Genomic DNA, 19,690 nt, shown 5'->3' on the forward strand with positions numbered 1-19,690 from the left:
CAGCCAAACAGTCGCCACTGTGCAAATCCCGGTCGCCACAGTTCGTTTTTCCGTCTCGTCTGCTGCGTAATGTTTCGGCCACGGTGCAAGAAGACACTGATCCGAACAATAACCCGCTGCCGCACGAGACGATCCCACATGAAAAAACTGTTCACTCGTTGTGCGTTAATCCTCACCAGCAGTGCGCTGCTCAGCGCCGGCGCCATGGCTTCCGACGATGCTTCCTGCAAAACCGTGCGCATGGGTGTGGTCAACTGGACCGACGTGATCGCCACCAGCGGCATGGCCGACGTGCTGCTCAACAGCCTCGGTTATGAAAGCAAGCAGACCAGTGCGGTGCAGCAAATCATCTTCGCCGGCATCCGCGACAAGCGTCTGGATATCTTCCTCGGCTACTGGAAACCGGCGATGGACAAGAACATCGCGCCGTTTCTCGCCGCCAATCAGGTCAAGGTCATGGACAAGCCAAGTCTGGCGGATGCCCAGGCGACGCTGGCAGTGCCGGACTACGTCGCGGCGGCCGGGCTGAAAACCTTCGGCGACATCGCGAAATTCAAGGATCAGCTCGGCGGCAAGATCTACGGCATCGAGCCCGGCAGCGGCGCCAACACCACGATCAAGACCATGATCGAAACCAACCACTTCGGCCTGAAGGATTTCAAGATCATCGAATCCGGTGAGGCCGGCATGCTCGCTGCCGTGCAACGAGCGGTGAACCGCAAGGAATTCGTGGTGTTCGTCGGCTGGACCCCGCATCCGATGAACATCAACATGAAGATCACCTACCTGACCGGCAGCGAAGACGTCTACGGTCCAAACGAGGGCGCCGCCACCGTTTCCACCGTCACCGCGCCGGACTACGCCGAGCGCTGCCCGAACGTCCATCGACTGCTGGAAAACCTGACCTTCACTGCGGCTCAGGAAAGCCAGTTGATGGTCCCGATCATGGAGCGCAAGACACCGCAGGAAGTGGCCAGGACCTGGCTGCGTGAGCATCCCGAAGACCTGCAACGCTGGCTGGCGGGTGTCAGCAGTTTCGATGGCAAGGATGGCGTGGCCACGGTTCAGGCCAGCCTGAAAAACTGATGGGCACTTATCCACTCTCGCCGTCGATGGCGGCGTTCGTCGCCAGGACCGAAGGCTTTGCCAGCGATGACAGCAGTCTCGGCGGGTTGCGCAAATCCTATGATGAGATGTGCCGCGCCTTCACGCCCGAACGGCCGGCGGGGCTGGAGGTGGTGGATTTCCAGTTGAGCGGAGTGGCGGTGCGTTCGTATCGCCCGCCCGTCCAGCCACCTGCCAGTGGCTGGCCGTGCGTGTTGTATCTGCACGGTGGCGGTTGGGTGGTCGGCGGGCTGGATTCCCACGATTTCATCTGCTGCGAGCTGGCCATGGCGCTCGGGGCGATGGTGGTCGCGGTGGATTATCGGCTGGCGCCGGAGCATCCGTTCCCGGCCGGTTTCGAGGATTGTCTGAGCGTCTGGCGCGCATTGCGCAGCGGGCCGTTCTGGTTCGATCCCGGACGGATGCTGGTGGCGGGCGACAGCGCCGGGGGCAATCTGGCGTCGGCGTTGTGCCTGGCGCTGCGCGATGCCGGCGAGCCGCTGCCGGGCGCGCAGGTCTTGATCTATCCGGGGCTGGGTGGCGACGAGCAGTTACCGTCTCGCAGCGAATGCGCCGATGGGCCGTTGCTCGCCAGCAGCGATGTCGATTGCTATCACGCCTTGTACCTGCGCGGCACCGCGCAGCCGAACGCTTATGCGATGCCGTTGCTGGCCGAGGACTTCGGTAGGTTGCCCCCGGCCTGGATCGCGGTGGCGCAGTTCGATCCGCTGCGTGACGACGGCGTGTGCTACGCCGAACGGCTGAACGCGGCGGGCGTCGACGCGACGCTGTACTACAGCGAAGGGCTGGTTCACGGCTGCCTGCGAGCGCGGCATCAGGTCGCCGAGGTCGATCGTCTCTTCGAGAACCTGCTGGGGTTCATGGCTGACAAATTGTGACAGCGCGCGGGCATGCTCATTGACGTAAATCGGGTTTATGATGCCGGACGGCAGAATAATAGAAGTCCCCCCAGGGATGACCTCGACCCCTTACGGAGCGCGCAATGCAGACTTTGTTTCCGCAGATCAAACCTCACGCACGGCACGATCTGGCCGTCGATGACACCCATACGCTGTACGTCGACGAAAGCGGTTCACCGGAAGGCTTGCCGGTGGTGTTCATCCACGGAGGTCCCGGCGCCGGGTGCGACGCCCAGAGTCGCCGCTACTTCGATCCGAACCTGTATCGCATTGTCACCTTCGACCAGCGCGGCTGCGGTCGCTCCACGCCCCACGCCAGCCTGGAAAACAACACCACCTGGGATCTGGTCGAAGACCTTGAGCGCATTCGCAAACACCTGGGCATTGATAAATGGGTGCTGTTCGGCGGTTCCTGGGGTTCGACCCTGGCGCTGGCCTACGCGCAGACTCACCCGGAGCGCGTGCATGGTCTGATCCTGCGCGGGATTTTTCTCTGCCGTCCGCAGGAAATCGAATGGTTCTACCAGGCCGGTGCCAGCCGTCTGTTCCCCGATTACTGGCAGGACTACCTCGCACCGATCCCGTTGGACGAGCGCGATGACCTGCTCAGCGCTTTCCACAAGCGCCTGACCGGCAACGACCAGATCGCCCAGATGCACGCGGCCAAGGCCTGGTCGACCTGGGAAGGGCGCACCGCGACCCTGCGCCCGAATCCGCTGGTGGTCGACCGTTTCTCCGAGCCGCAGCGCGCGCTGTCGATCGCGCGGATCGAATGCCACTACTTCACCAACAATGCGTTTCTTGAACCAGACCAGTTGATTCGCGACATGGGCAAGATCGCTCATCTGCCGGGCGTGATCATCCATGGTCGCTACGACGTGATCTGCCCGCTCGACAACGCCTGGGAACTGCATCAGGCCTGGCCGAACAGTGAGCTGCAGGTGATCCGCGACGCCGGCCACGCCGCGTCCGAACCGGGCATCACCGATGCACTGGTGCGCGCCGCCAGCAAAATGGCCCGGCGTCTGCTCGACCTGCCGCCTGAAGAAGCATGAAAGGTCTGCTGCAGCGCGTGAAAGGCGCGCGGGTCGAAGTGGCGGGCGAGGTGGTTGGCAGTGTCGATCAGGGGTTATTGGTGCTGGTGGCGGTCGAACCCGACGACACGCCGGCCAGCGCCGACAAACTTCTGCATAAGCTGCTTAACTATCGAGTGTTCAGTGACGCCGAGGGCAAGATGAATTTGTCCCTGACGGATGTGGGCGGCGGGTTGCTGCTGGTCTCTCAGTTCACCCTCGCCGCCGACACCAAAAGCGGGTTGCGCCCGAGTTTCTCGACCGCCGCCCCTCCGGCGTTGGGCGAAGAGTTATTCGACTATCTATTAAGCAAAGCGAAACAGATGCATGGCACAGTGGCATCAGGTAGATTCGGCGCGGATATGCAGGTGCACCTGGTCAACGATGGCCCGGTCACCTTCCTGTTACAGACATGAAAGCGCTTGAAACATCTTTTTAAGGGCTTTTCGACTGAAAACAGGGAATTTTCGCGATAAATACTTTGTTACCCCTGATGCGTTGTCACGCGGGCTACTAGATAATCGCGCGCTACGGGGATCAGCGTTCGTTGGTCCATTTTGACTTAGGTAGAGACTTGTCCGGATCCGATTGGGGAATCATTTTGACCCAGCGGAGTCGGAACAATGCTCGCCAACTTGGCAAGGGTGCCCTGAAAGGTCGGTTTTTTTGTACCGAATCCCTCACAGGCACTTCATCTGGCCGTTGGTTTATTGATCTGTTTTCGGCGAGGGTTGCTCGTGATTGTTAGTCCCTGTAATGCAGCAAAATTGTCTGCCAAACGCTTGCGCAGCGCTCTGGTAGCGGGCTCGGCAGTACTCTGCCTGCTCAGCGCCGGCCAGCTTTGGGCATTCAATCTTGACGATGTGTCGGCCAAGGCCAAAGAGCTGGCCGGGCAGAAGTTCGAAGCCCCGCGCAGCAACCTGCCAAACGAATTCCGTGAGATGAAATTCGCGGACTACCAGAAGATTCGTTTCCGCACCGAAAAAGCCGAATGGGCCGACCAGAAGACCCCGTTCAAGCTGTCCTTCTATCATCAGGGCATGCACTTCGATACGCCGGTGAAAATCAACGAAATCACCGCGAACACCGTCGAAGAGATCAAATACGATCCGAGCCGTTTCGATTTCGGCGACCTGCAGTTCGATCCGAAGGCCACCGAACAACTGGGCTACGCCGGTTTCCGTGTGCTGTACCCGATCAACAAGGCTGACAAGCAAGACGAAATCATGACCATGCTGGGCGCGAGCTACTTCCGCGTCGTCGGCAAGGGTCACACCTACGGCCTGTCGGCCCGTGGCCTTGCGATCGATACCGCTCTGCCGTCCGGCGAAGAATTCCCGCGTTTTCGCGAGTTCTGGATTCAGCAGCCGAAGCCGGGCGACAAGCACCTGGTGATCTTCGCCCTGCTGGATTCGCCGCGTGCGACCGGCGCCTACCGTCTGATCCTGCGTCCGGGCAGCGACACGATCGTCGACGTCAAGGGCCAGATGTACCTGCGTGACAAGGTCGGCAAGCTTGGCATTGCGCCGCTGACCAGCATGTTCCTGTTCGGCGCCAACCAGCCGTCGAAAGTGCTCAACTACCGTCGTGAGCTGCACGACTCCAGCGGTCTGTCGATCCATGCCGGCAATGGCGAGTGGATCTGGCGTCCGCTGAACAACCCGAAACACCTGGCCGTGAGCAACTTCAGCGTCGAGAACCCGCGTGGTTTCGGTCTGCTGCAACGTGGCCGTGATTTCAGCCACTACGAAGACCTCGACGACCGCTACGACAAGCGCCCAAGCGCCTGGATCGAGCCGAAGGGCGACTGGGGCAAAGGCACCGTCGATCTGGTCGAGATCCCGACCGCCGACGAAACCAACGACAACATCGTTGCGTTCTGGAGCCCGGAAAAACTGCCGGAGCCGGGCCAGCCGCTGGACTTCGCCTACCGCATGCACTGGACCATCGACGAAGCCGCGCTGCACGCGCCGGACAGCGCCTGGGTCAACCAGACCCTGCGCTCCACGGGTGACGTCAAGCAATCGAACCTGATCCGTCAGCCGGATGGCAGCGTTGCCTACCTGATCGACTTCGAAGGCCCGTCCCTGGCCGCTTTGGCCCCGGATGCGGACGTTCGCAGCCAGGTCAGCGTCGGCGACAACGCCGAACTGGTCGAGAACAGCGTGCGCTACAACCCGGAAACCAAGGGCTGGCGCCTGACCCTGCGGATGAAGATCAAGGACCCGAGCAAGTCCACCGAGATGCGCGCAGCGCTGGTGCAGCCAGTGGTTACCGCTGATCTGGCCAAGTCTTCGGTGCCGACGTCCAATTCGTCGGTGGCCAAGGCCGACAAGGTTGCCGCCAAGCAACAAGAGAAAGCCGACAAGGAAGCCAAGGCCGCCGAGGCCAAACAGGCCGACGCCAAGCCGGTTGCAGATGCCAAGGACAAGGCCAACAAAGACGCCAAGCAGCCAGCCGCTGCGGACGCGGCCCCAGCCACACCGGAATCGGCACCGACTGAAGAAGTCCTGACCGAGACCTGGAGCTATCAGTTGCCTGCCGATGAGTAACTCTCAAGTACAGCCAGAGACTCTGTCCGAGTACCTGGCGCATTTGCCGATGACCGACGAGCAGCGCGCGGAGCTCGCGGGCTGCCAGTCCTTCAGCGAATTGCATGAACGCCTGTCGTCCAAGACCTTTGACGCTCCGACCGAAGCCGCCCAGGCTTCGGTGGGCAAGCGCCTGATCCTGAGCACCGCCGAAGAGCTGCAAGACGCGGAAATGCTGGTGCTCGACGCCAGCGGCCGGATCAGCATGAAGGCCACGCCGCCGATCCGTCGGACCAAGGTCGTGCCGGAACCGTGGCGCACCAACATTCTGGTGCGTGGCTGGCGCCGCCTGACCGGCCGGACCAATCCGCCGAAACCGCCGAAGGACGCCAACGTGCTGCCGGCGGCGCGCTGGCGCACGGTCGGTTCGATCCGTCGCTACATTCTTTTGCTGCTGATGCTGGGTCAGACCATCGTCGCCGGCTGGTACATGAAAGGCATCATGCCGTACCAGGGCTGGTCGTTTGTCGATCTGGAAGAAGTCCTGCATCAACCGCTGCTGCAAACCGCCACGCAAGTGCTGCCGTATGCGCTGCAGACCAGCATCCTGATCATGTTCGGGATTCTGTTCTGCTGGGTGTCGGCCGGTTTCTGGACCGCGCTGATGGGCTTCCTCGAATTGCTCACCGGCCACGATAAGTACCGGATCTCCGGTAAAAGTGCCGGTAACGAGCCGATTCCGAAAGACGCGCGCACCGCGCTGGTGATGCCGATCTGCAACGAAGACGTGCCTCGGGTGTTCGCCGGTCTGCGCGCGACCTTCGAGTCGGTCGCGGCTACCGGTGATCTGGACCGTTTCGACTTCTTCGTCCTCAGCGACAGTAACGACACCGACATCTGCGTTGCCGAGCAGCAGGCCTGGCTGGACGTCTGCCGCGAAGCCAAGGGCTTCGGCAAGATCTTCTATCGCCGCCGTCGCCGCCGCGTCAAACGCAAGAGCGGCAACCTCGACGACTTCTGCCGTCGCTGGGGCGGTGACTACAAGTACATGGTCGTGCTCGACGCCGACTCGGTGATGAGCGGCGAGTGCCTGACCAGTCTGGTGCGCCTGATGGAGGCCACTCCGGACGCCGGCATCATCCAGACCGCGCCGCGCGCTTCGGGCATGGACACGTTGTATGCACGCATGCAGCAGTTCGCCACCCGCGTGTACGGTCCGTTGTTCACGGCCGGTCTGCACTTCTGGCAGCTGGGTGAATCCCACTACTGGGGTCACAACGCGATCATCCGCATGAAGCCGTTCATCGACCACTGCGCCCTGGCGCCGTTGCCGGGCAAGGGTGCGTTCTCCGGTGCGATCCTCTCTCACGACTTCGTTGAAGCGGCGCTGATGCGCCGTGCCGGCTGGGGCGTGTGGATTGCCTACGATCTGCCGGGCAGCTACGAGGAACTGCCGCCGAACCTGCTCGACGAGCTCAAGCGTGACCGTCGCTGGTGCCACGGCAACCTGATGAACTTCCGCCTGTTCCTGGTAAAAGGCATGCACCCGGTGCACCGCGCGGTGTTCCTGACCGGCGTGATGTCTTACCTGTCGGCGCCGTTGTGGTTCTTCTTCCTGGTGCTGTCGACCGCGCTGCTGGCGGTGAACACGCTGATGGAGCCGCAGTACTTCCTCGAACCGCGTCAGCTGTATCCTCTGTGGCCGCAATGGCACCCGGACAAAGCGATTGCGCTGTTCTCGACGACCATCGTGCTGCTGTTCCTGCCGAAACTGTTGAGCGTCATCCTGATCTGGGCCAAGGGCGCGAAAGAGTTCGGCGGCAAGTTCAAGGTCACTCTGTCGATGCTGCTGGAGATGCTGTTCTCCATGCTGCTGGCGCCGGTGCGGATGATTTTCCACACCCGTTTCGTGCTCGCCGCGTTCCTCGGCTGGGCTGCGACCTGGAACTCGCCGCAGCGTGACGACGATTCGACGCCGTGGAGCGAAGCGGTCAAGCGTCACGGTCCGCAGACCCTGTTGGGCTTCCTCTGGGCGCTGCTGGTGATCTGGCTGAACCCGAGCTTCCTGTGGTGGCTGGTGCCGATCGTCGGTTCGCTGATGCTGTCGATTCCGGTGTCGGTGATTTCCAGCCGCGTCGGTTTGGGCCTCAAATCCCGTGACGAGAGCCTGTTCCTCATCCCCGAGGAATACAATCCGCCACAGGCGCTGCTGGCTACCGATCAGTACACTCACGAAAACCGCTGGCATGCGCTGAACGATGGCTTCATCCGCGCCGTGGTCGATCCGCAGCAGAACGCCCTGGCGTGCTCGCTGGCGACCTCGCGTCACGGTGAGGCCGAGCCGATCGAATGGCTGCGTCAGGAACGTGTGCGTCACGCGATCAAGGTCGGCCCGGCCGGGCTGAACAACCATGAGCGCCTGCAACTGCTGAGCGATCCGGTGGCCCTGGCCCGTCTGCACGAGCAGGTGTGGGCCGAAGGCCACGCCGAGTGGCTGGACGCCTGGCGGGCCTCGGTGAAAGCCGATCCCCATGCGCCGCTGCTGCCGCTCAAGCCTGTGAGCTTGCAGGCGCAACCGGCCTGATGAAGAAACCCCGCGAAAGCGGGGTTTTTTTGCCTGCCGATTACCGACGCGGATCAATCATTCCCACGTCGAACCGTCTGCGTGGGAATGCAGGCCGGGACGCTCTGCGCCCCATCCGGCACCGACCGATCAAAAAACCTTGTGCAAACGAACGAGTGCGTTAGCATCCGTCCCCGAATTGGCGCACCCGGACACTCTTGTCCATTTCTGTCGTTTTTCGCGCTGCAAACGCAATGGTTTTGGGGACTTGAAGATGAAGAAGTATCTGTCGATGCTGCTGGTCGGCGTCACGGCACTGGTTGCAGTCAACGCGGCGCAGGCCGGCGCAATCGATGACGCGGTCAAGCGCGGCTCGTTGAAAGTCGGTATGGATCCGACCTACATGCCGTTCGAAATGACCAACAAGCGCGGCGAAATCATCGGTTTCGAAGTCGACCTCCTCAAAGCCATGACCAAGGCCATGGGCGTCAAGCTGGAACTGGTCTCCACCGGTTACGACGGGATCATCCCGGCACTGATGACCGACAAGTTCGACATGATCGGCAGCGGCATGACCCTGACACAGGAACGCAACCTGCGCCTGAACTTCAGCGAACCGTTCATCGTGGTCGGCCAGACCCTGCTGATCCGCAAGGAGCTGGAAGGCACCATCAAGTCCTACAAAGACCTGAACAGCGCCGACTACCGCATCACCTCCAAGCTCGGCACCACTGGCGAGATGGTCGCCAAGAAGCTGATCTCCAAGGCCAAGTACCACGGCTACGACAACGAGCAGGAAGCCGTGCTCGACGTGGTCAACGGCAAGGCTGACGCCTTTATCTACGACGCCCCGTACAACGTGGTCGCGGTGAACAAGGTCGGCGCCGGCAAGCTGGTGTTCCTCGACAAGCCGTTCACCTACGAGCCGCTGGCGTTCGGTCTGAAGAAGGGTGACTACGACAGCATCAACTTCATCAACAACTTCCTGCACCAGATCCACGAAGACGGCACCTACGATCGCATCCATGACAAGTGGTTCAAGAGCACCGAGTGGCTCAAGGACATGGAATAAGGCCCGCCCGCTGATCGTTCCCACGCTTTGCGTGGGAACGCCGCCCGGGACGCTCCGCGTCCCTTCGCAAGCGTGACGCAGAGCGTCACAGGATGCATTCCCACGCAGAGCGTGGGAACGAGCGAATCAGAGAAACATTCAATGAAACAGAAAAAAGCCCAATGGCCCTGGCACGTCCTGACCGTGCTGGTGCTGGTCGGCCTGGCCGGCGCGCTGTATTACGCCACGTCGCTGATGTCCTACGAATGGCGCTGGAACCGTGTGCCGCAGTACTTCGCCTATCAGGCCGAGGAAACCCAGCGCGCGAACGATATTTCCACCGTCAGCGAACTGGTGCGCAAGGGCGGCAGCGCGCAAGTCACCCTGCGCAACGATGCCGGTGACGAGCAGCACCTGACCGTCGACGAAAACAGCCTGCAATTCGCCCAGGGCGACGATGTGGCCGAAGGCGACGTCGTGGGCGTGACGCGGCATTGGGCGGCGGGTCCGCTGTTGTGGGGCCTGTGGACGACACTTTGGCTGTCGGTGGTGTCCGGCGTGCTGGGTTTGTTGATCGGTCTGGCCACCGGGCTGTGCCGGCTGTCGAGCAACCCGACCCTGCGCGACCTGTCGACGATCTATGTCGAACTGGTACGCGGCACGCCGCTGTTGGTGCAGATCTTCATTTTTTATTTCTTCATTGGCACGGTAATGAACCTGTCCCGGGAGTTCGCCGGGATCGCTGCGCTGTCGCTGTTCACGGGCGCCTACGTGGCGGAAATCATCCGTTCCGGTGTGCAGTCGATTGCCCGTGGGCAGAACGAAGCGGCCCGTTCGCTGGGCCTGAGTGCCGGCCAGTCGATGCGTCATGTGGTGTTGCCGCAGGCTTTCAAACGCGTGCTGCCGCCGCTGGCCGGACAGTTCATCAGTCTGGTCAAGGACACTTCGCTGGTGTCGGTGATCGCCATTACCGAGCTGCTGAAAAGCGGTCGTGAAGTCATCACCACCTCGTTCTCGCCGTTCGAGATCCTGTTCTGCGTCGCCGGTCTGTACTTGTTGATCAACCTGCCGCTGTCGAAAATCGCCAGCCGGCTTGAGCGGAGGCTCGCGCAAAGTGATTGAAGTCCGCGATCTGGTAAAAGTCTTCGACACCCGTGGGCAAGTGGTGCGCGCGGTGGATAACGTCAGCACCGTTGTCGCCAAGGGTGAAGTGCTGGTGGTGATCGGTCCGTCCGGTTCCGGCAAGTCGACCTTCCTGCGTTGCCTTAATGGTCTGGAAGAATTCGATTCCGGTTCGGTGAGCATCGACGGCCTGCAACTGGCCGACCCGAAAACCGACATCAACGCCTACCGCCGCGAAGTCGGCATGGTGTTCCAGCATTTCAATCTGTTCCCGCACATGACCGTGCTGGAGAACCTGTGCCTGGCGCAGAAAGTCGTGCGCAAGCGCGGCCAGAAAGAAAGCGAAGCCAAGGCGTTGGCGTTGCTGGAGAAGGTCGGTATCGCCCAGAAGGCCCGCGAGTACCCGTCGCGCCTGTCCGGCGGTCAGCAGCAGCGTGTGGCGATTGCCCGGGCGCTGGCGATGGATCCCAAGGTCATGCTGTTCGACGAGCCGACTTCGGCCCTCGACCCGGAAATGGTCGGCGAAGTACTGGACGTGATGAAAAACCTGGCCGTGGAAGGCATGACCATGGTCTGCGTGACCCACGAAATGGGTTTTGCCCGGGAAGTGGCGGATCGGGTGCTGTTCTTCGATCACGGCAAACTGCTGGAAGATGCTTCGCCGACGGAATTCTTCGACGCGCCGAAGGATCCGCGAGCCCAGGCGTTCCTGCGACAAGTTCTCTAAACGCGACGTCACCGATCGTTCCCACGCAGAGCGTGGGAACGATCAAGCGTTATACCTTGAACCGGCCCACCAGCGTTTGCAGGTGAGTGCCCAAACGCGCCAGTTCGACGCTCGAGGCCGCCGTCTCTTCACTGGCCGCCGAGGTCTGGTCCGAGACATCTCGCACATTCAGCACGCTGCGGTTGATCTCTTCGGCCACGGCGCTCTGCTGCTCGGCCGCCGCTGCGATCTGCTGGTTCATCGCCTGAATCGCCGAAACGGTGCGGGTGATGCTTTCCAGTGAACCACCGGCACGCCGGGTCAGCTCGACGCTGCTGTCGGTCAGGGTGCGGCTGTTATCCATGATCGTCGCCACTTGCTGGGTGCCGTTCTGCAAGCCGACGATCAGCTCTTCGATCTCTTCGGTGGACTTCTGGGTGCGCTGGGCGAGGCTGCGGACTTCATCGGCCACCACCGCAAAACCACGTCCGGCTTCACCCGCGCGGGCGGCTTCGATGGCGGCGTTGAGGGCCAGCAGGTTGGTTTGCTGGGCCACGGACTTGATGACGTCGAGCACGCTGCCGATCTTGTCGCTTTCGCGCTTGAGTTCGCCCATGGCCTCGGTGGAATGGCCGACTTCGGCGGCCAGACGTTCGATCTGGGCGATGGCCTCGCCCACCACCTTGTCGCCTTCACGGGCCTGCTGGTCAGCAGCGACGGCCGCTTCCGAAGCTTCCTCGGCGTTGCGCGCGACTTCCTGCACGGTGGCAGCCATTTCGTTCATGGCGGTGGCGACCTGGTCGGTCTCGACTTTCTGATTGTTGACCCCGGCGCTGGTCTGTTCGGTCACGGCGGACAACTGTTCGGCAGCGCTGGCGATCTGGGTCACGCCGTCGCTGATGCCGCCGATCAGTTCGCGCAGGCCCTGGGTCATGCTCTGCATCGAACGCTGCAACTGACCGAGTTCGTCACGGCGCAGGGACACCAGATTGTGGGTCAGGTCGCCGGCGGCTACGCGTTCGGCGACTTTCAGGGTCTGCTCCAGCGGAATGATGATCTGCCGGGTGATCGCCCAGGCCGCGAGCAGACCGAAGGCCAAGGCCAGCAGGGTGGCAATCATCAGCATGTTTTTGGCGTGCGCGGCGTCGGTGTCGCGGACGATGGTCTGGGATTCGGTGAGTTTTTTGCTGACGTCGAGCAGGATGTCGCCCTGGGTCGACATGCGAGCCAGCGCCTTGGCGTTGTTCACCTGGGAGTCGCGGAACTGGCTGACGGCAGCGCGGTAAGTCTTCAGCGATTCGGTGGCCTGTTGCAGGTTGGCGATGTGTTGCTCGGGCAGTTTGCTCGGCAGGCTTTCCAGACTGTTCAGGGCGGCGGCGATGGCATCCAGCGCCGGTTGTTCGGCGTCGGCCTTGCCGCTGTAGGTGTAGCCGCGCACCTGATAGCGCGCCTGTTGCAGCAGTTTGCTCAGCTCGATCACGCTGTTGAATTGCGCAACGCTGTCGCCTTGCAGCAGGGATTTCTCGACTTCGCTGACCTTGGCCACGGCGTTGTCGGCGCTGGCGCCGAGTTTGCTGCGGGCGTCTTCACGCTGCACGGTGGCCTGGGTCATGTCGGCAAAGGCACGTTTGTATTCGGCGACTGCCGCCAGTTGCTGATCGATCAGGGCCACGTCGGACGGTTGCTCGATCATGCCGCGGGCGCTTTGCAGGCCGCTGTCGAGTTTGCCGAGCAGGTCGTTGACCGCGCCGGGGCCCTGTTCGCCACGGCGGGCTTCATAGTCCAGGCGCGCCAGGCGCAAGTCTTTGGTCAGCTCATTGAGGCTGGAGATGAAACCGAGCTTGTCGCCCCGGCTGATGATCCCGCTCATGCCGGTCCAGCCGGTAAAGGTGATCAACAGCGTCAGCAGCAGCACCAGGCCGAAACCGATGCCCAGCTTGCGTTTGACGCTGACGTTTCCAAGATTCTCGGCTAACCAACGGTACATGCGACGACTCCCCTCGGACCACTAATTGGACTTATGGAGAGTGTATCGGCCGCATGATGGCAATCTGTAACGCGATTTGTCTGGCGAAGGGCTTGGAACGGCAGTGTTCAGAACAGCCGGGCGAGCAGCGCAGTGACGGCGGTTTCGACCCGCAGGATACGCTCGCCGAGTTGCACCGGTTGCAGGCCGGATTTGGCCAGCAGGTCGATTTCGTAGGGAATCCAGCCACCTTCGGGGCCGATTGCCAGGGTTACCGGTTCGCTGAGCGCGCGGGGGCAAGGCGGGAAGTTGCCCGGATGGCCGACCAGGCCGAGGGTGCCGTCGGTGATGGCCGGCAGGCGATCTTCGACGAACGGCTTGAAGCGCTTCTCGATGATGATTTCCGGCAGAACGGTATCGCGGGCCTGTTCGAGGCCGAGGATCAGTTGTTCGCGGATCGCTTCCGGTTCGAGGAACGGCGTCTGCCAGAAACTTTTCTCGACCCGGTAGCTGTTGACCAGAATCATCTTCGACACGCCCATCGTCGCTACGGTCTGGAACACCCGGCGCAGCATCTTCGGGCGGGGCAGGGCGAGTACCAGGGTCAGCGGCAGTTTGGCCGGCGGTGGTTGATCGAGGGTGACTTGCAGTTCGGCTTCGCCCGCTTCCAGACGCAGCAACTCGGCCGAGCCCATCAACCCGTTGATGCGTCCGACCCGCAGGCTGTCGCCGACTTCCGAGCGGTGGACTTCCTGCATGTGGGTCAGGCGCCGATCACGCAGCACGACGCGGTCGGCCGCGATGAAGTCGGCTTCTTCGAGCAGCAGCAGGTTCATGGCTGAGTCGCTGGCGGCTGGTCGTTATGATCGTCGACGGTTTCTTCCGGGCGCTCACGCTTGCTCACCAGGCTGCCGAACAGGATGCCGACTTCGAACAGCATCCACATCGGCACGGCCAGCAGGGTCTGGGAGAAGATGTCCGGCGGGGTCAGGATCATGCCGACCACGAAGCAGCCGATGATCACGTATGGGCGAATCTTCTTCAGGTATTTGACGTCGACCACACCGATCCACACCAGCAGCACCACGGCCACCGGGATTTCGAACGCCACGCCGAAGGCGAAGAACAGCGTCATGACGAAGTCGAGGTAACTGGTGATGTCGGTCATCATTTCCACGCCGGCCGGGGTGGCCGAGGCGAAGAACTTGAAGATCAGCGGGAACACGAAGAAGTAGGCGAACGCCATGCCGGTGTAGAACAGCAGGATGCTGGAAATCAGCAACGGCACCGCGACGCGCTTTTCATGCTTGTACAGGCCCGGTGCGATGAACCCCCAGATCTGATGCAGGATCACCGGAATCGCCAGGAACAGCGAGACCATCATCGTCAGCTTCAGCGGCGTCAGGAACGGCGACGACACGTCGGTGGCGATCATCGTCGCGCCGGCCGGCAGGTATTCGCGCAGCGGCGTCGAGACGAAGGTGTAGATCTGCTGGGTGAAGGCAAACAGCCCGGCGAAGATGATGAAGATCGCCGCCACGCAACGCAGCAGGCGGGTGCGCAACTCGGTGAGGTGCGAAACCAGCGGCATGTGCTGGTCGTTTTCGGGGAGATCGCTCATTGTGCTCGCGGAGGCTGTGTTGGGTCGTGAGGGGCTGGCGTGGTTGGCGCAGCCGCAGGTGCTACGGGTTCGATCGGTTTCATGACCGGGGCAGCTTCAGCGGCTGCGGCAGAAACGTGCTCGACGCTCGCCGGTGCATGAATCGTTTGCTCAGCGACAGGCGGTGTTGGCGTCTGGTCTGCCGCCGGCTGCACGGGCGTCGGCTCCTGCTGAACCGGTGGCGTGAAGATTTTCCGCGCCTCCTGCTCCAGCGACAGGATGTGCTCGTTGTGCAGTTGCCGACGGATTTCGTCGGCACCGATTTCACGCTCAACTTCCTGTTTGATCGCGTTGAAGCTGCGCTTCAGCCGTCCGACCCACAGGCCGGCGGTGCGCGCAGCACCCGGCAGACGCTCGGGGCCCAGTACCAGCAGAGCCACGAGGCCGACGAGCAGCAGTTCAGAGAAGCTGATACCAAACATTAGTCAGTGCTCACACGTCTTTGCGGATCGGCTCTTCGACTTTCTGCGCCTGCACGTCGATGGTGTGCGGCGGGTTGGCCTGAGCAGTGGCTTGCGGCTGTACCGGTGGAACCGGCTGCGCAGGCGTGACGGTCGGATCGGCCGGCTTTTCGTCGTCGTTCATGGCCTTGCGAAAGCCCTTGATCGACTCGCCAACGTCGGTGCCGAGGTTTTTCAGTTTCTTGGTGCCGAACACCAGTACCACGACCACCAGGATGACGATCCAGTGTTTCCAGTCAAAAATGCCCATGTTGCTGTTCCTCTCTAATAGTTGTTCAGGCGGACGGGCGCGAGGCTTTCTCGACGTGTCCGGACAGGCCGAAACGGCGATCCAGTTCATCCAGCACTGCCTGCGGATGCTGCCCCAGCTGGGCGAGCATGACCATGCTGTGGAACCACAGGTCTGCAGTCTCGTAGATCACGTCGCTGCAGTCGCCGCTGACGGCGGCGTCCTTGGCGGCAATGATCGTTTCGACCGATTCTTCGCCGACTTTCTCCAGAATCTTGTTCAGACCCTTGTGATACAGGCTGGCGACATACGAGCTGTCGGCGGCTGCGCCCTTGCGCTCTTCCAGCACCTGAGCGAGGCGGGTCAGGGTGTCACTCATGTTTGTGTCCTGCGGAGTAAATAGCGTGCGGGTCTTTCAGGACCGGGTCGACCGTTTTCCAGTCGCCGTTTTCGAAAACGCGGTAGAAGCAGCTTTGACGGCCGGTATGGCACGCGATGTCGCCGATCTGTTCGACCATCAGGATGATGACGTCGGCGTCGCAGTCCAGACGCATTTCATGCAATGTCTGTACGTGGCCGGACTCTTCGCCCTTGCGCCACAGCTTGCCACGGGAACGTGACCAATAGATGGCACGGTTTTCCGCCGCAGTCAGCTCCAGGGCTTCGCGGTTCATCCAGGCCATCATCAATACGCGTCCGGTCTTGTGATCCTGGGCAATCGCCGGCACCAGGCCATCGGCGTCCCACTTGATCTCGTCCAGCCAGTTTTTCATCTTCGACTCCGACAGCGAACCCACACTTCAATAGTCGGGTTCAGGCGTTGAAACAGTGTGCCAGCCGATCACGGAACTGGCTATCGGCGAACGACCAGATACAAGCCGACGGCCACCATGATCCCGGCAGGCCAATGCCCCAATTCGTTCAGCGGACCACCGGCAGCGAGGATAGTACCTCCCGCCAGATGCGCACTGCCGAGCAGACGCAGGAACCAATCGTCCTTGCGTTTTTTCCACGGTGGCGGCGGGTCGTTGGCGTGCGGTTGGGACATCCTTTCGAGCAGATCGCGGGCCATGTTGGCCAGGTGCGGCAGCTGTTCGAACTGGCTCTGGACGTTGCCGAGCAAGGCTTTCGGGCTGACGCGCTCGCGCATCCAGCGTTCGAGGAACGGCTGCGCGGTGTTCCACAGATCGAGGTCCGGGTACAGCTGACGGCCCAGGCCTTCGATGTTCAGCAGGGTCTTTTGCAGCAATACGAGTTGCGGCTGCACTTCCATGTTGAAGCGGCGCGCGGTCTGGAACAGGCGCATCAGCACCTGGCCAAATGAAATATCTTTTAATGGTTTTTCGAAGATCGGCTCGCACACGGTGCGGATCGCCGCTTCGAATTCGTTGAGCTTGGTTTCCGCCGGCACCCAGCCCGAATCGATGTGCAATTGCGCCACACGGCGATAGTCGCGCTTGAAGAAGGCGAACAGGTTGCGCGCCAGATAGTCCTGGTCTTCCGGGGTCAGGCTGCCGACGATGCCGCAGTCGATCGCGATGTACTGCGGGCTCCACGGATTGACGGTGCTGACGAAGATGTTGCCCGGGTGCATGTCGGCGTGGAAGAAACTGTCGCGGAATACCTGGGTGAAGAAAATCTCCACGCCACGTTCGGCGAGCATTTTCATGTCGGTGCGCTGGTCGGCGAGGGTCGCCAGATCGGTCACCTGAATCCCGTAGATGCGCTCCATCACCAGCACTTTCGGCCGGCACCAATCCCAATAGACTTGCGGCACGTAGAGCAGCGGCGAGCCTTCGAAGTTGCGCCTCAACTGGCTGGCGTTGGCTGCCTCGCGCAACAGGTCGAGTTCGTCGTAGATGGTTTTTTCATAGTCGCTGACCACGTCCACCGGGTGCAGCAGGCGGGCGTCGGCCGAAACCTTCTCGGCGGCGCGGGCGAGGATGAACAGCCACGCCAGATCCTGGGCGATCACCGGTTTCAGGCCCGGGCGGATCACCTTCACCACCACTTCTTCACCGGTCTTCAGTTGTGCGGCGTGTACCTGCGCCACCGAGGCCGAGGCCAGCGGTTCGACGTCGAAGCGGCTGAACACTTCACTGATCTTTTTGCCCAGTTGTCCTTCGATCAGCTTGACCGACAGCTGCGAATCGAACGGCGGCACGCGGTCCTGCAACAGCATCAGCTCGTCGGCGATGTCTTCCGGCAACAGGTCGCGGCGGGTCGAGAGGATCTGCCCGAACTTGATGAAAATCGGCCCCAGGTCCTGCAACGCCAGGCGCAGGCGTGCGCCACGGCTGAGGTCCAGCGGCTTGCGCGGGAACCAGCGCCACGGCAGGACGTAGCGCAGCGCCAGCAGGAACCACGGCAAAGGCAGATCGAACAGCAAGTCATCGAGGCGGTAGCGGATCACGACGCGCTGGATGCGCAACAGACGGCGGACGGCGAGCAGCTTCATGCGTTATCGCTTGGGTCGAGGGATCGGGAAAGGCGCTCGAAGCGCGCCTCGAGACGTTCCAGATCGAGTTTGATCCGGTCCAGTTCGCTGAAACGGGCTTCGGCTTCGCGCTGCCCGACGAGGGTGCGCGATTCTTCTGCCAGGTATTCGGCGAGGTTCTGGTTGAGGCTGGCAAATCCTTGTTGATACCAGCGAGCGCGGCTGCGCAGGTGACCGCCGACCAGTTGCGTGGCGACAGGTCCCAGCCAGCGCGAGAGTTCGAACTCCCAGTCCAGCTCCAGATCCTGCAGGACTCCCGCCAGCTCCAGCAGCACGCCGCTGTCGCCGTCGAGTTCGACTTCCGGCGCGTGCAGCACCGCGGTCTTGTCCTTGCTCAGGGCCAGTTTCACCAGGCTCGAGGCCGGGGCGCGCAGGGTGCAGTCGACGCCGGTTTCCCAGTGGGACGCCAGCATCAGGCCTTCGTCGCTCGGCAGGATGAACAGTTGCAGCGCCGGGCTGCGGCAATCCACGGCAATCACTTTGCCGGTCAGGTGCGCCAGTCTCGGCAGCGCCGTGCTGTCGAGACGCAGCACACGGTTGAGGCCGAGTTCGACGCTGGCGAGCAGCCCGGTCAGCAGCATCAGGGTTTGATGCCGCGGTGCAGGGCGACGATGCCTGCGGTCATGTTGTGATAGGTCACGCGGTCAAAACCGGCGTCGACCATCATCGACTTCAGGGTTTCCTGATTCGGGTGCATGCGGATCGATTCGGCCAGGTAGCGATAGCTTTCCGAGTCGTTGGTGATCAGCTTGCCCATCAGCGGCATGAAGGCGAACGAGTAGGCGTCATAGGCCTTGGACATCAGCGCGTTGGTCGGCTTGGAGAATTCCAGCACCAGCAGGCGGCCGCCGGGCTTGAGCACGCGCAGCATCGAACGCAGGGCGTCTTCTTTATGCGTCACGTTGCGCAGGCCGAAGGCGATGGTCACGCAGTCGAAATGGTTGTCCGGGAACGGCAGCTTTTCAGCGTCGGCCTGGACGAACTCGACGTTGCCCGACACACCGACATCCAGCAGGCGGTCACGACCGACCTTGAGCATGGATTCGTTGATGTCCGCGAGAACGACCTGACCGGTCGGGCCGACCAGGTGCGAGAATTTCTTGGTCAGGTCGCCGGTGCCGCCGGCGATGTCCAGCACGCGGTTGCCGGCGCGTACGCCCGAGAGTTCGATCGCGAAGCGTTTCCACAGACGGTGCATGCCGCCCGACAGAAGGTCGTTCATCAGGTCGTACTTGGCGGCCACGGAGTGGAAAACCTCAGCGACTTTTTCCGCTTTCTGGCTTTCCGGAACGTTTTTGAAGCCGAAGTGAGTGGTGGGTTCGGCATCGCTGCCTTTGCGCTGATCAGTCATATCGCTGTCACCAAAAGAGAATGCGCGACATTCTAATCCCCAAGCCATGCTTTGTCTTGGAATGGCTAAAGGTAAGATGGGCAACCTTCGGGACGATTTGCCGCAGTGGCGGTCAAGATTCGTTGCAGGCATTCATAGCCCCATTCAAAAAGCAGGAGTCATTCAATGGCCCATATCAGTGTTGAGCGTGCCCACAGCCTGGGCAAGGAAGCGGCCCGCGAGAAAGCCGACAAACTGGCGCAGAAACTCTCCGATCAATATGGCCTGGAGCCGCAGTGGTCGGGCGATGTCCTGAACCTCAAGCGTTCGGGCGTGAAGGGTGCGGTGCATGTGGCCGAGGATTCGATTCGGGTCGACGTGGAACTGGGCCTGATGATGTCGGCCATGAGCGGCATGATCAAAGCCGAGATCGAAAAGGCGCTGGATAAAGCGCTGGTCTGATTTCTGCCTGAAATG

Annotated in this window: 20 protein-coding genes and 1 pseudogene; 10 read left to right on the top strand and 11 right to left on the bottom strand. The window is 61.8% G+C overall.

Annotated elements, in window-relative coordinates; translation table 11 throughout:
• Positions 1-138 precede the first annotated feature (138 nt).
• The 9 genes from I5961_RS01845 (at position 139) to I5961_RS01885 (ending at position 11,091) form a co-directional block, all read left to right on the top strand.
• Entirely contained in the window at positions 139-1,086 is a 948-nt protein-coding gene (locus I5961_RS01845) for a choline ABC transporter substrate-binding protein (protein WP_085702686.1), read from the top strand.
• Complete coding sequence (locus tag I5961_RS01850) at positions 1,086-2,003, top strand: alpha/beta hydrolase (RefSeq protein ID WP_227234174.1); 918 nt, start codon at positions 1,086-1,088, stop codon at positions 2,001-2,003. Before I5961_RS01845 ends, I5961_RS01850 begins: the two co-directional genes overlap by 1 nt.
• 104 nt (positions 2,004-2,107) lie before the next feature.
• Positions 2,108-3,079 (top strand): prolyl aminopeptidase, encoded by a 972-nt coding sequence (gene pip, locus I5961_RS01855; protein WP_085698092.1) that lies wholly within the window; start codon positions 2,108-2,110, stop codon positions 3,077-3,079.
• Positions 3,076-3,513, top strand: coding sequence for a D-aminoacyl-tRNA deacylase (gene dtd, locus I5961_RS01860; protein WP_085698093.1), 438 nt, complete (start codon positions 3,076-3,078; stop codon positions 3,511-3,513). The genes pip and dtd overlap by 4 nt, the downstream gene beginning before the upstream one ends.
• Positions 3,514-3,834: 321 nt before the next feature.
• Positions 3,835-5,649, top strand: coding sequence for a glucan biosynthesis protein G (locus tag I5961_RS01865; protein ID WP_085684400.1), 1,815 nt, complete (start codon positions 3,835-3,837; stop codon positions 5,647-5,649).
• On the top strand, positions 5,642-8,212 hold the full coding sequence (gene mdoH / locus I5961_RS01870) for a glucans biosynthesis glucosyltransferase MdoH (protein WP_085702684.1): 2,571 nt from the start codon (positions 5,642-5,644) through the stop codon (positions 8,210-8,212). Before I5961_RS01865 ends, mdoH begins: the two co-directional genes overlap by 8 nt.
• Before the next feature lie 253 nt (positions 8,213-8,465).
• On the top strand, positions 8,466-9,263 hold the full coding sequence (locus I5961_RS01875; protein ID WP_085698095.1) for a transporter substrate-binding domain-containing protein: 798 nt from the start codon (positions 8,466-8,468) through the stop codon (positions 9,261-9,263).
• 141 nt (positions 9,264-9,404) lie between these two features.
• The gene (locus I5961_RS01880; protein WP_085702683.1) at positions 9,405-10,364 is read left to right on the top strand and encodes an amino acid ABC transporter permease; all 960 of its coding nucleotides are present in this window, start codon (positions 9,405-9,407) and stop codon (positions 10,362-10,364) included.
• A complete protein-coding gene (locus tag I5961_RS01885; RefSeq protein WP_085702682.1) occupies positions 10,357-11,091 on the top strand; it encodes an amino acid ABC transporter ATP-binding protein in 735 nt (244 codons plus the stop codon). The genes I5961_RS01880 and I5961_RS01885 overlap by 8 nt, the downstream gene beginning before the upstream one ends.
• Before the next feature lie 49 nt (positions 11,092-11,140).
• Here the strand turns inward: I5961_RS01885 and I5961_RS28735 are convergent, their stop codons facing one another.
• From I5961_RS28735 to ubiE, 11 genes and pseudogenes are all read right to left on the bottom strand, one after another.
• Positions 11,141-12,013: a methyl-accepting chemotaxis protein gene (locus tag I5961_RS28735; RefSeq protein ID WP_371917924.1), complete on the bottom strand. Its 873-nt coding sequence runs from the start codon at positions 12,011-12,013 to the stop codon at positions 11,141-11,143.
• Positions 11,996-13,057 (bottom strand): annotated as a pseudogene (locus tag I5961_RS28740) (methyl-accepting chemotaxis protein); the annotation flags it as partial. The pseudogene I5961_RS28740 and the gene I5961_RS28735, both read right to left, overlap by 18 nt.
• Before the next feature lie 107 nt (positions 13,058-13,164).
• Positions 13,165-13,872, bottom strand: a complete 708-nt coding sequence (locus I5961_RS01895) for a 16S rRNA (uracil(1498)-N(3))-methyltransferase (protein WP_227234177.1) — start codon at positions 13,870-13,872, stop codon at positions 13,165-13,167.
• Complete coding sequence (gene tatC, locus I5961_RS01900) at positions 13,869-14,657, bottom strand: twin-arginine translocase subunit TatC (RefSeq protein ID WP_085608402.1); 789 nt, start codon at positions 14,655-14,657, stop codon at positions 13,869-13,871. The genes I5961_RS01895 and tatC overlap by 4 nt, the downstream gene beginning before the upstream one ends.
• Complete coding sequence (gene tatB, locus I5961_RS01905; RefSeq protein ID WP_085702680.1) at positions 14,654-15,118, bottom strand: Sec-independent protein translocase protein TatB; 465 nt, start codon at positions 15,116-15,118, stop codon at positions 14,654-14,656. The genes tatC and tatB overlap by 4 nt, the downstream gene beginning before the upstream one ends.
• Before the next feature lie 10 nt (positions 15,119-15,128).
• Positions 15,129-15,407 carry a twin-arginine translocase TatA/TatE family subunit gene (locus I5961_RS01910; protein ID WP_007952423.1) on the bottom strand — a complete coding sequence of 93 codons (279 nt, stop codon included), beginning with the start codon at positions 15,405-15,407 and terminating at the stop codon, positions 15,129-15,131.
• Positions 15,408-15,432: 25 nt separating this feature from the next.
• Complete coding sequence (locus tag I5961_RS01915) at positions 15,433-15,765, bottom strand: phosphoribosyl-ATP diphosphatase (protein WP_007952422.1); 333 nt, start codon at positions 15,763-15,765, stop codon at positions 15,433-15,435.
• A complete protein-coding gene (gene hisI, locus I5961_RS01920) occupies positions 15,758-16,159 on the bottom strand; it encodes a phosphoribosyl-AMP cyclohydrolase (RefSeq protein WP_007909357.1) in 402 nt (133 codons plus the stop codon). The genes I5961_RS01915 and hisI overlap by 8 nt, the downstream gene beginning before the upstream one ends.
• Positions 16,160-16,239: 80 nt before the next feature.
• Positions 16,240-17,844, bottom strand: coding sequence for a ubiquinone biosynthesis regulatory protein kinase UbiB (gene ubiB, locus I5961_RS01925; RefSeq protein ID WP_085698101.1), 1,605 nt, complete (start codon positions 17,842-17,844; stop codon positions 16,240-16,242).
• A complete protein-coding gene (locus tag I5961_RS01930) occupies positions 17,841-18,464 on the bottom strand; it encodes an SCP2 domain-containing protein (RefSeq protein WP_085702675.1) in 624 nt (207 codons plus the stop codon). The genes ubiB and I5961_RS01930 overlap by 4 nt, the downstream gene beginning before the upstream one ends.
• Positions 18,464-19,234, bottom strand: a complete 771-nt coding sequence (ubiE, locus tag I5961_RS01935) for a bifunctional demethylmenaquinone methyltransferase/2-methoxy-6-polyprenyl-1,4-benzoquinol methylase UbiE (RefSeq protein ID WP_007952418.1) — start codon at positions 19,232-19,234, stop codon at positions 18,464-18,466. Before ubiE ends, I5961_RS01930 begins: the two co-directional genes overlap by 1 nt.
• Positions 19,235-19,399: 165 nt before the next feature.
• Between ubiE and I5961_RS01940 the strand changes: the two genes are divergently transcribed.
• Positions 19,400-19,675: a polyhydroxyalkanoic acid system family protein gene (locus tag I5961_RS01940; RefSeq protein ID WP_007952417.1), complete on the top strand. Its 276-nt coding sequence runs from the start codon at positions 19,400-19,402 to the stop codon at positions 19,673-19,675.
• Positions 19,676-19,690: the final 15 nt, after the last annotated feature.

The organism is Pseudomonas sp. IAC-BECa141, from assembly GCF_020544405.1.
Taxonomy (GTDB): Bacteria; Pseudomonadota; Gammaproteobacteria; order Pseudomonadales; family Pseudomonadaceae; genus Aquipseudomonas.

What these genes read in the sequence shown, in the direction of transcription:
- I5961_RS01845 (WP_085702686.1), top strand. Translation starts at nt 139, where the DNA reads ATGAAAAAACTGTTCACTCGTTGTGCGTTAATCCTCACCAGCAGTGCG.
- I5961_RS01850 (WP_227234174.1), top strand. Translation starts at nt 1,086, where the DNA reads ATGGGCACTTATCCACTCTCGCCGTCGATGGCGGCGTTCGTCGCCAGG.
- pip (WP_085698092.1), top strand. Translation starts at nt 2,108, where the DNA reads ATGCAGACTTTGTTTCCGCAGATCAAACCTCACGCACGGCACGATCTG.
- dtd (WP_085698093.1), top strand. Translation starts at nt 3,076, where the DNA reads ATGAAAGGTCTGCTGCAGCGCGTGAAAGGCGCGCGGGTCGAAGTGGCG.
- mdoH (WP_085702684.1), top strand. Translation starts at nt 5,642, where the DNA reads ATGAGTAACTCTCAAGTACAGCCAGAGACTCTGTCCGAGTACCTGGCG.
- I5961_RS01875 (WP_085698095.1), top strand. Translation starts at nt 8,466, where the DNA reads ATGAAGAAGTATCTGTCGATGCTGCTGGTCGGCGTCACGGCACTGGTT.
- I5961_RS01880 (WP_085702683.1), top strand. Translation starts at nt 9,405, where the DNA reads ATGAAACAGAAAAAAGCCCAATGGCCCTGGCACGTCCTGACCGTGCTG.
- I5961_RS28735 (WP_371917924.1), bottom strand. Translation starts at nt 12,013, where the DNA reads ATGCAGAGCATGACCCAGGGCCTGCGCGAACTGATCGGCGGCATCAGC.
- I5961_RS01895 (WP_227234177.1), bottom strand. Translation starts at nt 13,872, where the DNA reads ATGAACCTGCTGCTGCTCGAAGAAGCCGACTTCATCGCGGCCGACCGC.
- tatC (WP_085608402.1), bottom strand. Translation starts at nt 14,657, where the DNA reads ATGAGCGATCTCCCCGAAAACGACCAGCACATGCCGCTGGTTTCGCAC.
- tatB (WP_085702680.1), bottom strand. Translation starts at nt 15,118, where the DNA reads ATGTTTGGTATCAGCTTCTCTGAACTGCTGCTCGTCGGCCTCGTGGCT.
- I5961_RS01910 (WP_007952423.1), bottom strand. Translation starts at nt 15,407, where the DNA reads ATGGGCATTTTTGACTGGAAACACTGGATCGTCATCCTGGTGGTCGTG.
- I5961_RS01915 (WP_007952422.1), bottom strand. Translation starts at nt 15,765, where the DNA reads ATGAGTGACACCCTGACCCGCCTCGCTCAGGTGCTGGAAGAGCGCAAG.
- hisI (WP_007909357.1), bottom strand. Translation starts at nt 16,159, where the DNA reads ATGAAAAACTGGCTGGACGAGATCAAGTGGGACGCCGATGGCCTGGTG.
- ubiB (WP_085698101.1), bottom strand. Translation starts at nt 17,844, where the DNA reads ATGAAGCTGCTCGCCGTCCGCCGTCTGTTGCGCATCCAGCGCGTCGTG.
- I5961_RS01930 (WP_085702675.1), bottom strand. Translation starts at nt 18,464, where the DNA reads ATGCTGCTGACCGGGCTGCTCGCCAGCGTCGAACTCGGCCTCAACCGT.
- ubiE (WP_007952418.1), bottom strand. Translation starts at nt 19,234, where the DNA reads ATGACTGATCAGCGCAAAGGCAGCGATGCCGAACCCACCACTCACTTC.
- I5961_RS01940 (WP_007952417.1), top strand. Translation starts at nt 19,400, where the DNA reads ATGGCCCATATCAGTGTTGAGCGTGCCCACAGCCTGGGCAAGGAAGCG.